The following is a 13,245-nucleotide window of genomic DNA, read 5'->3' as shown; positions in this document are numbered from 1 at the left end:
TGTTTTCTGAACACCTGAGAAATGTGATACTATAAGAACGTAGGCGCAGAATGAAATGTGGTACGATATTGACTTTTATCTTTTCACTGTTGTATTCTAGAAAGGACACGGTGTTAAGGCTTTCATTAGTGGAAGAAGAGGGATAGAAGGTTCTAGGTGTGTCGTATTTCACAAAGTTTAGCTGCTCACTCCGATTAAGTTTGCAATTTTGCAAGTGAGACGATTGACATGCATGAAAAAGAAAGGACGGCATCAAATGTTAGAGTCGCTAATAGGAATGTATCATCGCCATCAAAAGTATCTCATGGTATTTATTGGAGTTTGTCTTGTAGGCTGGTTTCTTACGCCATATGTACATATCTTCTTAGGTCTGAAACTTGGTCTAATCGTAGGCTGGTTTAATTACTGGCTACTTATGAGACGAACGCAAGCGATGACAAAGGCTCTTGCAGAAAACCGAAACTTTTACGGTATCGGGACTGTTGCAAGAATGGGAAGTGTCCTACTTGCGACAATTATTGCCACTCAGCTCCCTGAGTACTTTCATGTTTACAGTATGCTTACTGGCTTAGGAATTGCTTATGCTGTTATTTTCTTGGACTTTATACTGTATTCCTTATATCGGAGAAAAAAGTTAACAAAAAGAGAGGGGTGAACCAAATTGGAAGAAAACTTTCCCATAGTCCATTTTCTAGGCTTGGATTTTAACCTTTCCAATCTAGTGATGATTACTGTTACATGTGTGATCGTACTTTTGATCGCTATTCTTTGTACCCGCAATTTAAAACGCCGCCCGGCTGGGAAGCAAAATTTTATTGAATGGGTCATGGACTTTGTTCGAGGTATCATTGGTAGTAATATGGACTGGAAAACTGGAGGAAGATTTCATGTTTTAGGGATTACGCTAATTATGTATATTTTCGTAGCGAACATGCTCGGTGTTGTTACATCTGTTGCAGTTCACGATGAAGTTTGGTGGCGTTCACCCACAGCGGATCCGATTGTAACATTAACACTTGCCATTATGATACTTGCGCTTACTCATTATTATGGTGTCAAGATGCGCGGATTCAAACATTATTTCATGGGCACATATTTGAGTCCAATGAAATTCTTATTCCCGTTAAAAGTAGTTGAGGAGTTTGCTAATACGCTAACACTTGGCTTACGGCTTTACGGAAACATCTTTGCTGGTGAAGTTTTACTTTCTATTATTGCGACTCAGCTTGCACACATCAACATTTTTACAGGTGTACTCGCAATCATTCCAGCACTCTTATGGCAAGGGTTCTCCGTATTCATCGGTGCTATCCAAGCATATATTTTTACCATGTTGACAATGGTTTATATGTCACACAAAGTTAGTGATGAACATTAAGCTTTAATAAATGAAACAAATTAAACAGGAATTTTAAGGAGGATATTAAATTATGTCTTTAGGTGTTATTGCAGCTGCAATCGCAGTAGGATTAGGTGCACTTGGTGCAGGTATTGGTAATGGTCTTATTGTTTCAAAAACTGTTGAAGGTGTTGCTCGTCAACCAGAAGCTCGTTCGATGCTACAAACGATTATGTTTATTGGTATTGGTTTAGTTGAAGCCCTTCCAATCATCGCTGTTGTTATCGCGTTCATGGTTCTAAATAAGTAATTAAAACCACGAATCGCGAAGTGATCGGGGTTTTTCCCCGTTTCTTGAAATATAATTTAGTTTTAGCGAATGTTTGGAAAGGAGTGAAACAGGCGTGTTACAACCACATTTAGTAGTAGGTTCTGCTTTTACAATAGGCGATAGTCTATTTACACTCTTTACTTTCGCGCTTTTATTAGTACTGATCCGCATTTTTGCTTGGAAGCCACTAATGAATGTTATGAAAGAACGTGAAGAGCATATTGCTTCTGAAATTGATTCGGCTGAAGAAAGCCGTTCACAAGCTGAAAAACTTCTTGATGAACAACGTGAAGTTTTGAAACAAGCTCGTGTAGAAGCACAAACAATGATTGAAAATGCTAAACAGCTTGGTGAAAAAGAGCGTGAAGAAATTATTAAACAAGCACGTTCCGAATCAGAACGCCAAAAAGAAGAAGCGAAAAACGAGATTGTTCGCGAAAAAGAAGAAGCTATTTCGGCTCTTCGCGAGCAAGTCGGCTCCTTATCTGTTCTGATTGCCTCTAAAGTAATCGAAAAAAATCTGGATGAAAAAGCACAAAACGATCTCATTCAAGATTATATCGAAAGGCTAGGCGATGAAAAATGAGTAAAGATTTAGAAGTCGCAAGCCGTTACGCTACAGCCATTTTCCAAGTGGCTGAGGAGAAAAACCAAATTCATGAATTTGGTGAAGAACTCTCCGCAATTAAACAAGCTTTAATTGAAAATGAGGATTTTGTAAAACTACTTGAAAATCCAACTCTTACAACAGAGCAAAAAAAGAATCTTGCTGGTTCTGTGTTTAAAGATGTAAATGAAACGCTTCGGGACTTTATCTTCTTACTGATTGACCGCGGGCGTGAAGATTACTTGATAGCTATTGCTGATCTTTATAAAGAACGAGTGAATGATTTGGAAGGAATTGCTGAGGCAGATGTTTACTCAGTTATTCCACTTTCAGATCAAGAAAAAGAATCGCTTTCTGCTGTATTTGCCAAGAAGTTGGACAAGAAGAAGCTTCATATTCACAATCATGTCGATAAATCGCTTATTGGCGGAGTTCGTGTCGTGATTGGGACTCGCATTTACGATGACAGTTTAAAAACGAAATTAAAGAACATGGAACGGCAAATTAAAGCTTAGTTCCCGTTTTTTCAAGGGGTGAAATTGATGAGCATTAAGGCTGAAGAAATCAGTTCCATTATAAAGCAGCAGATCGAAAACTATCAAAGCGATTTGGAAGTAAGTGAAGTAGGTACAGTTACTTATATCGGTGATGGGATCGCGCGTGCACATGGACTTGATAATGCAATGGCCGGAGAATTGTTAGAGTTCTCAAATGGTGTAATGGGAATGGCACAAAACCTAGAAACAAATGATGTAGGTATCATCATCTTAGGCCCTTACACGGAAATTCGTGAAGGCGATGAAGTTCGTCGTACTGGAAAAATTATGGAAGTACCTGTTGGTGACGCGCTTATCGGACGTGTTGTTGATCCACTTGGTCGACCAGTTGACGGTCTGGGCTCAGTTGAAACAACTAAAACGCGCCCTATTGAAGCAGTGGCGCCTGGCGTAATGCAACGGCAATCTGTTTCTGAACCGTTACAAACAGGAATTAAGGCAATTGATGCTTTAGTACCAATTGGTCGTGGACAACGTGAGTTGATCATTGGAGACCGGCAAACAGGTAAAACATCTGTTGCGATTGATACAATTTTGAATCAAGCTGACCAAGATATGATTTGTATTTATGTTGCGATCGGCCAAAAAGAATCAACCGTTCGTACAGCAGTTGAAACGCTCCGTAAATATGGTGCGCTGGATTATACAATCGTTGTAACAGCAGCAGCTTCACAGCCAGCACCTCTACTTTATCTTGCACCATATGCTGGTGTAGCAATGGGCGAAGAATTTATGTATAACGGAAAACACGTTTTAATCGTTTATGATGATCTATCGAAACAAGCGGCTGCATACCGCGAACTTTCCTTGCTTCTTCGTCGTCCTCCAGGTCGTGAAGCTTATCCGGGGGATGTTTTCTACTTGCATTCGCGTCTTTTAGAACGTGCTGCCAAACTAAGTGATGCACTTGGCGGGGGATCGATTACAGCACTTCCATTTGTTGAAACACAAGCAGGCGATATCTCTGCTTATATCCCAACAAATGTAATCTCCATAACTGACGGACAGATTTTCTTACAGTCTGATTTGTTCTTCTCTGGGGTTCGTCCAGCGATTAATGCTGGTTTATCTGTATCACGTGTTGGTGGTTCTGCGCAAATCAAAGCAATGAAGAAAGTGGCTGGTACACTACGGCTTGATCTTGCTGCATATCGTGAACTTGAATCATTCTCACAATTTGGATCTGATTTAGACGCGGCGACACGTGCAAAACTCGAAAGAGGGAAACGCACGGTTGAAGTGTTAAAACAAGATTTACACAAACCTTTAAAAGTTGAAAAACAAGTACTCATTCTTTATGCGCTTGTTCACAACTATTTAGATGACATCCCAGTTCATGATGTCTTACGCTTTGAATCTGAAATGAATACGTGGTTTGATCATAATCATGCAGAATTACTAGACGAAATTCGGACTACAAAATCTCTTCCAGATGAAGCAAAATTGAACAGCGCACTGGATGAATTCAAAAATACTTTTGTTCCTAGTGAGGAAAAATAATTTCTTCTAAGGGTTGCAAGAAATAAGGTGGTGAAAATCTGTGGCATCTTTAATTGATATTAAACAGCGAATTACTTCGACAAGGAAAACCAGTCAGATCACAAAAGCCATGCAGATGGTTTCTGCGTCTAAACTGGGGCGTGCTGAAGCGAATGCAAAAGCTTACGCACCTTATGTTTCGAAGATTCGTGATGTCGTTACGAATGTTGCGGCAACAGGGAATAGCTCAGATCACCCAATGCTCGTTTCGAGACCTGTAAAACGGACAGGTTATATCGTGATTACTTCTGACACTGGACTTGCTGGTTCATATAACAGCTCTGTCATTAAAGAAGTTTATCAGGATATCACAACGAAGCATAATTCAAGTGATGAGTATGCACTCATTGTTGTAGGGCGAACTGCACGAGATTTTTTCAAAGCTCGTGGTATGAATATTGTTCTAGAAATTGAAGGGCTTTCTGATCACCCGGCTTTCGCCGAAATTAAAGACATTGCGAGCAATGCTGTGCAAATGTTTGAAGATGGTGTTTATGATGAGTTGTTCATTCATTACATTCATCATATCAACTCGATTTCAAATGAACTTCGAAATGAACAGCTTCTTCCGCTTACAGAGTTTCATGAAGCGGGGGAAGAAAACGAGCATGATATGACTGTGTATGAATTTGAACCATCCGAACAAGAAATTTTAGAAGTTTTACTTCCGCAATATGTGGAAAGCTTAATTTTTGGTGCGTTATTAGATGCCAAAGCTGCTGAACATGCTGCCCGAATGACAGCGATGCGTAGCGCGACAGATAATGCATCTGATTTAATTAGTGACTTATCGCTTCAATATAACCGTGCTCGCCAAGCGGCGATCACGCAAGAAATTACCGAAATCGTTGGTGGTGCGGCCGCACTCGAATAGCCTATTGGTGCTATTTGAAGCAGACTTCAGCCCATGCGAACCCTTTTGGGAAGGTAAGTGAGGAGGAATAATCGCATGACGAAAGGACGAGTAATCCAAGTAATGGGACCAGTAGTCGATGTGAAATTTGATGGCGGCGATCTGCCTGAAATTTACAATGCCCTTACTGTGGAGTATCCAGCTCAGTCAGAAGAAAAAACTACAAGAAGTCTTACCTTAGAAGTAGCTATTCAGTTGGGTGATGATGTTGTTCGTACAATTGCGATGGCATCCACTGATGGTGTACAAAGAGGTATGGATGTAATTGATACAGGAAGTCCAATAACAGTTCCTGTTGGACAAGTGACACTTGGACGTGTATTTAACGTTTTAGGTGATACTATTGATTTAGATGCACCAATTGAAGGTGACGTGAAACGAAATAAAATCCACCGTTCCGCTCCTACATTTGATGAGCTATCGACAACAACTGAAATTCTAGAAACGGGTATTAAAGTCGTTGATTTGCTAGCACCATATGTTAAAGGTGGTAAAATTGGTCTATTTGGTGGTGCGGGTGTAGGAAAAACCGTCCTTATTCAAGAACTGATCAATAATATTGCACAAGAACACGGCGGGATTTCTGTATTTGCTGGTGTTGGTGAACGTACACGTGAAGGTAATGACCTTTATTTTGAAATGAAAGAATCTGGTGTTATTGAAAAAACGGCGATGGTGTTTGGTCAAATGAATGAGCCGCCAGGTGCTCGGATGCGTGTAGCGCTAACTGGTTTGACTATTGCAGAATATTTCCGTGATGTAGAGCATCAAGATGTACTACTTTTCATTGATAACATTTTCCGGTTTACTCAAGCTGGTTCAGAAGTATCTGCCTTACTTGGCCGTATGCCTTCTGCCGTTGGTTACCAACCAACGCTTGCAACAGAAATGGGACAATTGCAAGAACGGATTACATCGACAAATGTTGGTTCTGTTACATCTATTCAAGCAATTTATGTGCCTGCCGATGACTATACGGATCCGGCTCCAGCCACTACGTTTGCTCACTTGGATGCAACGACTAACCTTGAACGTAAATTGACAGAACAAGGGATTTATCCAGCGGTTGATCCGCTAGCGTCTACTTCTCGTGCACTTTCCCCTGAAATTGTGGGAGAAGAACACTATGAAGTCGCTACACAGGTGCAACAATTATTGCAACGTTATCGTGAGCTACAAGATATTATTGCTATCCTAGGTATGGATGAACTTTCTGATGATGACAAACAAGCTGTTGCACGTGCACGTCGCGTACAGTTCTTCTTGTCACAGAATTTCCACGTAGCTGAACAATTTACTGGACAACCTGGTTCTTATGTCCCTGTTAAAGAAACAATTAAAGGGTTTAAAGACATTCTAGCTGGTAAATATGACCATATTCCAGAGGATACTTTCCGTTCTGTAGGTCGTATTGAAGAAGTCCTAGAAAAAGCAAAAAGCCAAGGAATCGAAGTCTGATAAAAACAGGAGGAGATACGTATGAGCGAATTAAAAGTAAGTGTCGTTACTCCAGATGGCCCTGTTTTTGAAGGTAATGCAAATATGGTGATTGCCAGAACAAAAGCTGGCGAGCTTGGTATCTTGCATGGACACGTTCCGCTTGTAGCTCCGCTTAAAATTGATATTGTTCGTTTGAAACAAGATTCAGGAGAAGAGTGGATTGCTGTAAATGGAGGATTCATGGAAGTAAACGGTGAAGAAGTAAATATTTTGGCGGATACAGCTGAGCGTGAGCAAGATATTGATATTGACCGCGCTGAGCGTGCGAAAGAACATGCTGAACAACGATTGAAAGAAGCCAAAGAGCAGAAGGTTGATGCCATTACGGCACAAGTTGCTCTTCAAAAAGCAATCAATCGAATTCACACAAAAAATCATTAAAACAGACAAACTCTCAACCACAAAGGTTGAGAGTTTTTTTCAGGACAAGAAAATGTATTTCCAATTCTTTTTTTGATAGAATGGAAAAGAACGTTTTGAGGAGAGTGAATAGATTTGTACAATATCGTTATGGAACAGCCTCTTACAGTAATTCTTTCACATTTAATTTTTATAATAATCACGTTTTGGGCACTTCAATCAATTAACTATGAAAAATTTTTACGAAAAAACCACGTGATACAAGCAAGACTGCTTTTCGCAATTCTTGCTATAGTAATCGGTTATTTTTTGAGTAGCTTTTTCATTGATTTTTTAGCCGTTTTTAGACAATTGTTACATTAATTTTTAATTAATGTGTTTAAAAAAAGCGTTTTCCGTGAATAATTATAAAGATAAATATTTAATATAATTTGAAAGGCTAATTGTCCGGGAAAAGAAAGTTGAATGTAATACGTAATGATGGTAAAATAATCAAGGTGCTTATATTTTACGAAATGATGACAAAGATAAATAGTTGACATAAAAATTATTAGAAGTTTGAGTAGTACGGAGGGATAACGTTGGAAAAGATAATAGTTCGTGGCGGAAAACAGTTGAACGGCAGCGTGAAGATTGAAGGAGCAAAGAATGCGGTTTTACCTGTGATTGCTGCTACGCTTTTAGCAAGCAAAGGAACGAGTGTACTTAGTAATGTACCAAGATTATCAGATGTCTATACGATCAATGAAGTGCTAAAATACTTGCAAGCTGATGTTCATTTTAAGGATGATATTGTAACAGTGGATGCAACGGGTGAAATTTCATCGGATGCGCCTTTTGAATATGTTCGAAAAATGAGAGCTTCAATTGTAGTAATGGGACCATTACTAGCTCGTACTGGTAAAGCTCGCGTTGCTCTTCCTGGTGGATGCGCGATTGGTTCAAGACCCGTTGATTTACACTTAAAAGGTTTTGAAGCAATGGGGGCAACAGTCAAAATAGAAAATGGTTATATTGAAGCTACGGCTGAAAAACTGCAAGGAGCAAAAATTTATCTTGATTTCCCAAGCGTTGGTGCTACTCAAAATATTATGATGGCTGCGACTCTTGCTGAAGGAACGACTGTCATCGAAAACGTTGCACGTGAACCTGAAATAGTTGATTTAGCAAACTTCTTAAACCAAATGGGCGCGCGCGTCATTGGTGCAGGAACGGAAGTTATTCGAATTGAAGGTGTGAAGGAACTAACAGCTACAGAACATTCTATCATTCCAGACCGCATCGAAGCTGGTACTTTTATGATTGCAGCTGCTATCACAAAAGGAAATGTTCTCGTAGAAGATGCTGTTCCTGAACATATAAGCTCACTAATTGCAAAATTAGAAGAAATGGGTGTTCAAATTATTGAAGAAGCAAACGGACTACGTGTCATCGGTCCTGATAAGCTAAAACCGGTAGATGTAAAAACCATGCCGCACCCAGGATTTCCAACTGATATGCAATCTCAAATGATGGTTATTCAGATGCTTAGTGAGGGCACAAGTGTAATGACGGAAACAGTTTTTGAAAATCGTTTCATGCATGTAGAGGAAATGCGACGTATGAATGCGGATATGAAAATTGAAGGAAATTCTGTTATTATTAATGGTCCTGCTAAACTGCAAGGAGCTGAAGTAGCTGCAACTGACTTGCGTGCAGCAGCGGCTCTGATTCTTGCAGGATTAGAAGCAGATGGATATACACAGGTTACCGAATTGAAATACTTAGATCGTGGTTATACAGATTTCCATTTAAAACTTAGAGCGCTTGGTGCTGATATTGAACGTGTAGATGATCAAGTAGTCAAAGAAAAAGGTCTTGAAGCTGTTTTTGAAATGAAATAATAAGTTGGTTTTTAGTTTGAAAGAGTGCCTTGTTTTAAGGCCTCTTTTTTTGTAGCTAAATTAAGTCAAGAAAAGCATTTCAGCGAGATATAAATTGTGCTATAATTCAAAATGAGATGTGAAGAAAGATCGAATCACCGAAGAAAGGGGAATAATTTTGGCAAAAGACGTAGGGATTGACTTAGGAACAGCAAATGTATTAATTCATGTAAAAGGACAAGGAATTGTCGTAAATGAACCCTCAGTTGTTGCAATTAATAATAAAACAGGACGTGTGCTAGCTGTTGGTGAAGAAGCATACAATATGGTCGGAAGAACTCCAGGAGATATAACAGCGATTCGGCCAATGAAAGATGGGGTTATTGCTGATTTTGATATGGTTCAAGAAATGCTTCATTTTTTCTTACAGAAATTGAACTTGAGAACATTTTTCTCGCGACCTCGAGTATTAATTTGTTGCCCAACAAATATTACTTCTGTGGAGCAAAAAGCAATTCGCGAAGTAGCTGAGAAAAGTGGAGGAAAGCAAATTTTTTTAGAAGAAGAACCAAAAGTTGCTGCAATTGGTGCCGGGATGGAAATTTTTGAGCCGAGTGGTAATATGGTGATCGATATTGGAGGTGGAACGGCAGATATTGCTGTTTTATCCATGGGTGAAATTGTAACTAGCCAATCTGTTAAAGTTGCTGGTACACAGTGGGATCAAGACATTTTACAATACATAAAGAGAAAGTATAAACTTCTAATTGGTGAACGTACAGCTGAAACATTGAAAATGACGATTGGAACCGCCGTTACAGGATTTAGAACGGAAACAATGGAAATTCGTGGACGTGATTTAGTAAGCGGACTACCTAAAACGATCACAATCTCTAGTGACGAAATTGAAGAAGCGCTTCATGAGTCGTTAGAAAATATTGTACATTCAGCTCGACAAGTGTTGGAAAAAACACCTCCTGAACTTTCAGCTGATATCATTGACCGAGGAATTATTATGACTGGTGGTGGTTCGCTTCTTCATGGACTTACAGATTTGATGGCTGAGCGATTGAAAGTACCCGTGCTAATCACTGAACGCCCACTTGATGTGGTGGCTTTAGGGACTGGTGTTTTACTAGAGTCGCTTGGAAGTAAAAAACGAAGCTGGCTTTAATTTCTAAATGAAGTGAGGGATAGATTTGTTAGATATCAAACAAATTAAAGAGCTGTTGCCGCATCGATATCCATTTTTATTGGTTGATCGAGTAATTGAACTAGAGGAAGGAAAACGTGTTGTAGCTATTAAAAATGTGACTGCCAATGAACCGTTTTTTAATGGACACTTTCCAGAATATCCAGTTATGCCAGGAGTTTTGGTTGTAGAAGCGCTGGCGCAGGCATGTGGATTAGCAGTGGTTCAAGATCCAGCAAATCAAGGAAAAATTGGACTTTTTGCAGGGATTGATAAATGTCGGTTTAAAAGACAAGTAGTTCCAGGAGATCAACTTCGTCTAGAAGCTGAAATTACAAGATTTAGAGCTTCAATTGCAAAAGCAAATGTAAAAGCAACTGTTGATGGTGAAACGGTTTGCGAAGCAGAGATAATGGTTGCTTTAAGTGAAGCTGAATAGAATGTCAAAACTCGATTCAATACTGGATCGAGTTTTTGTATAGTACCATGCTCTTGTAACTTGTTCAATATACTAAAAAAAGTTTTTGGACCAGTTTATGAATAGAAAAAACAAATTTTATTCAGGCGGAAAATAATTTTTTGACGAGGGATAAGTCTGCTGAAAAGAAATTTTCAGCTTTTTACAAAGGAATAAATTATAGCTAAACTAGCATCTAAAACTAAGAAAGAGGTGCTAGAAATTATGATTAATCAAGTAACTTTAGTTGGAAGGCTCACCAAAGATCCTGAATTACAATTTACTGCTGATGATAAGACAGTACTAAACTTTACACTAGCGTTAAATCGCTTTGGGAAAGCTAAACGACACGAACAAGATGCAGACTTTATCCCTTGTGTTACTTGGGGAAAGCGAGCTGAAGAAATGTCTCATTACTGTGATAAAGGAACGCTTATAGGAGTTGTGGGAGAACTACAAACAAGAAGTTATCTTAATAAAGAAGAAAAACGTGTATTTGTAGTAGAAGTTCTGGTGAGGAAAATCCGCTATCTGAGCTCAAATAGAGGGAATTTAAAAGAAAAAGAATCCAGTATGCAAGGAAATAATGAGGATGAGACGAATGAAACTACAAATGATTTATGATGATCCGATTTTCTAGTGGTTTTTATTGAACTTGGAATAGGAAGCTGATTACTTTTATGATAAACTGGATATATAGATTTTTTTAGGAGTTAATTATGGAAAAGAAAACAGTGGAAATCCTAGGAGTTCCGTTTTATCGTACTACACAGCAGCAATTTATTGATGAGTTGCTCCAAAAAGCGGAAAATCAGGAAAAAAAATTTGTAGTAACGGCAAACCCTGAAATCGTGATGAGTGCGAAAAAAAATTCTCAATTTAAAGAAACGATTTTGCAAGCGGATTATATTACTGCTGATGGAATTGGAATTATATTAGCTGCAGAAAAATTTGGGCTTCCGCTGAATGAACGTGTGACAGGATTTGACACGATGGTTGGAATTTTGGAACATGCTGCTCAGAAAAATTTAAAAATCTTTTTTCTTGGGGCTAAGCCGGAAGTCAGCCAAGCTCTCCAATTAGTACTGAAAGAAAATTATCCGCAACTTCAAGTTGCAGGTTGCAGGCATGGCTACTTTTCTGACGGAGAAAGTGAACAGATTGTTCAAGAGATTCAGAAATGCGAACCGGACTTTATATTTGTTGCATTAGGCTCGCCTGCTCAAGAAAATTGGATTGTTTCACATTACCGCTCTTTCTCGAAAGGAATATTTATGGGAGTTGGCGGTTCATTTGATATCTTATCAGGGACAGCGAAGCGCGCGCCAAAGATCATGATCAAGATGCGTCTTGAATGGTTATATCGAATCGCAACGAATCCAACAAGGTGGCGCAGGTTTTTAGCACTCCCACAATTTCTACATGTGGTTAATCGAGAAAGAAAAAGGAAAGAAAGTGTAAATAAATGAAGCTAAATAAAGCTTATTTATACAAAGTGCATCTGCCACTTGTGAGCCCGTTTCGAACTAGCTACGGGATATTGCATCAAAAGAGTTTTTACTTGATTGGACTAGAGGACGAGTTGGGAAATATTGGTTACGGGGAACTTGAAGCTTTCCCGTTACCTGATTATACAGAAGAGACACTTGAGGGGGCTAAGCAGGTAGTTACAGATTTCCTGCTAGAAGAACTTAGTGGGAAAGAGATTGAACAGCCGGAACAAGTTAGCCAAATATTCGCTTGGATTAGAGGGAATGAGATGGCTAAGGCTTCCGTCGAATCTGCTTGTTACGATTTATTTGCTAAAAGGCAAAAAACAAGCTTAGCTCATTTTATCGGGGCAAAGAAAAAGGAAATTTCTGTAGGCGTTAGTATTGGAATTCAGAAAAATAAACGATCACTTGTAGAGAAAGTTCGTTCTTATGTTTCAGCAGGGTATGGCAGAGTAAAAGTTAAAATTCAACCAGGTGCAGATTTTTCTTATCTTAAAGCGGTTCGTGATGAATTTCCTGAATTACCACTTTTAGCGGATGCTAATTCTGCTTATAAAGAAGAGGATTTAAACGATCTTTTGAGGTTGGATCAATTAAATATCACGATGCTTGAGCAGCCTTTTGGTGTGCGAGACTTGTGGCTTCATGCTGAGTTACAAAAAAGATTAGAAAGAATGGCTGTTTGTCTAGATGAAAACATACGAAGCTTAGAAGATGTTAAACAAGCGTTTGCGTTTGGAAGCTGTCGGGCAATTAATTTGAAAATGGCTAGAGTTGGGGGCTTGCATGAAGCTCTTCGGATTGCGGAGTTTTGCAAGCAAAGAGAAATGATCGTTTGGTGTGGTGGAATGCTTGAGGCTGGGGTTGGTAGAGCGTATAATGTTGCGCTTGCTGCACGAAACGAATTTCAGTTTCCAGGTGATATTTCTGCAACTGATCGATATTTTGAACAGGATATAATTAAACAGAATTTTGAACTGATAAATGGAAAAATTTATGTGCCAGAAGGATTAGGAATCGGTGTTGAAATTGATGAACAAGCGTTAAGTCGTTTTGCAGAGTCATTTGAAACCATTTTGCTAGATTAAAGATCGG

16 protein-coding genes are annotated in these 13,245 nt (G+C 39.1%); all 16 read left to right on the top strand.

Features of this window, described 5'->3' with window-relative positions:
- Window positions 1-256: 256 nt before the first annotated feature.
- The 16 genes from HB912_RS09400 (at window position 257) to menC (ending at window position 13,238) form a co-directional block, all read left to right on the top strand.
- Window positions 257-655, top strand: coding sequence for an ATP synthase subunit I (locus tag HB912_RS09400; RefSeq protein WP_036073192.1), 399 nt, complete (start codon window positions 257-259; stop codon window positions 653-655).
- A gap of 6 nt (window positions 656-661) precedes the next feature.
- Complete coding sequence (gene atpB / locus HB912_RS09395) at window positions 662-1,378, top strand: F0F1 ATP synthase subunit A (RefSeq protein WP_036073190.1); 717 nt, start codon at window positions 662-664, stop codon at window positions 1,376-1,378.
- Between the two features lie 52 nt (window positions 1,379-1,430).
- Window positions 1,431-1,649 (top strand): F0F1 ATP synthase subunit C, encoded by a 219-nt coding sequence (atpE, locus tag HB912_RS09390; protein ID WP_003723467.1) that lies wholly within the window; start codon window positions 1,431-1,433, stop codon window positions 1,647-1,649.
- 94 nt (window positions 1,650-1,743) lie between these two features.
- A complete protein-coding gene (gene atpF, locus HB912_RS09385; RefSeq protein WP_185374053.1) occupies window positions 1,744-2,256 on the top strand; it encodes a F0F1 ATP synthase subunit B in 513 nt (170 codons plus the stop codon).
- Entirely contained in the window at window positions 2,253-2,792 is a 540-nt protein-coding gene (locus tag HB912_RS09380) for a F0F1 ATP synthase subunit delta (RefSeq protein ID WP_185374051.1), read from the top strand. Before atpF ends, HB912_RS09380 begins: the two co-directional genes overlap by 4 nt.
- A gap of 27 nt (window positions 2,793-2,819) precedes the next feature.
- A complete protein-coding gene (gene atpA / locus HB912_RS09375; RefSeq protein WP_185374049.1) occupies window positions 2,820-4,334 on the top strand; it encodes a F0F1 ATP synthase subunit alpha in 1,515 nt (504 codons plus the stop codon).
- Between the two features lie 40 nt (window positions 4,335-4,374).
- Window positions 4,375-5,247: a F0F1 ATP synthase subunit gamma gene (locus HB912_RS09370; RefSeq protein WP_185374047.1), complete on the top strand. Its 873-nt coding sequence runs from the start codon at window positions 4,375-4,377 to the stop codon at window positions 5,245-5,247.
- 75 nt (window positions 5,248-5,322) lie between these two features.
- Complete coding sequence (gene atpD / locus HB912_RS09365) at window positions 5,323-6,744, top strand: F0F1 ATP synthase subunit beta (protein WP_185374045.1); 1,422 nt, start codon at window positions 5,323-5,325, stop codon at window positions 6,742-6,744.
- A gap of 21 nt (window positions 6,745-6,765) precedes the next feature.
- On the top strand, window positions 6,766-7,167 hold the full coding sequence (locus HB912_RS09360; RefSeq protein ID WP_185374043.1) for a F0F1 ATP synthase subunit epsilon: 402 nt from the start codon (window positions 6,766-6,768) through the stop codon (window positions 7,165-7,167).
- 114 nt (window positions 7,168-7,281) lie between these two features.
- Window positions 7,282-7,509, top strand: coding sequence for a DUF1146 family protein (locus tag HB912_RS09355; RefSeq protein WP_036073178.1), 228 nt, complete (start codon window positions 7,282-7,284; stop codon window positions 7,507-7,509).
- Between the two features lie 218 nt (window positions 7,510-7,727).
- Entirely contained in the window at window positions 7,728-9,029 is a 1,302-nt protein-coding gene (gene murA / locus HB912_RS09350) for a UDP-N-acetylglucosamine 1-carboxyvinyltransferase (RefSeq protein WP_036073176.1), read from the top strand.
- Between the two features lie 157 nt (window positions 9,030-9,186).
- Entirely contained in the window at window positions 9,187-10,182 is a 996-nt protein-coding gene (mreB, locus tag HB912_RS09345; protein ID WP_185374041.1) for a rod shape-determining protein MreB, read from the top strand.
- 25 nt (window positions 10,183-10,207) lie between these two features.
- On the top strand, window positions 10,208-10,639 hold the full coding sequence (fabZ, locus tag HB912_RS09340; RefSeq protein WP_185374039.1) for a 3-hydroxyacyl-ACP dehydratase FabZ: 432 nt from the start codon (window positions 10,208-10,210) through the stop codon (window positions 10,637-10,639).
- A 243-nt stretch (window positions 10,640-10,882) separates the two neighbouring features.
- Complete coding sequence (locus tag HB912_RS09335) at window positions 10,883-11,281, top strand: single-stranded DNA-binding protein (RefSeq protein WP_185374037.1); 399 nt, start codon at window positions 10,883-10,885, stop codon at window positions 11,279-11,281.
- 95 nt (window positions 11,282-11,376) lie between these two features.
- The gene (locus HB912_RS09330) at window positions 11,377-12,126 is read left to right on the top strand and encodes a WecB/TagA/CpsF family glycosyltransferase (RefSeq protein WP_185374035.1); all 750 of its coding nucleotides are present in this window, start codon (window positions 11,377-11,379) and stop codon (window positions 12,124-12,126) included.
- Complete coding sequence (gene menC / locus HB912_RS09325) at window positions 12,123-13,238, top strand: o-succinylbenzoate synthase (RefSeq protein WP_185374033.1); 1,116 nt, start codon at window positions 12,123-12,125, stop codon at window positions 13,236-13,238. The genes HB912_RS09330 and menC overlap by 4 nt, the downstream gene beginning before the upstream one ends.
- The last annotated feature ends 7 nt before the right edge of the window (window positions 13,239-13,245 follow it).

It is taken from the genome of Listeria aquatica (assembly GCF_014223975.1).
In the GTDB taxonomy this organism is placed as follows: Bacteria; Bacillota; Bacilli; order Lactobacillales; family Listeriaceae; genus Listeria; species Listeria aquatica.
Note: the sequence above shows the minus strand (reverse complement) of the source record. Positions and strands in the feature narration are given on the sequence as shown.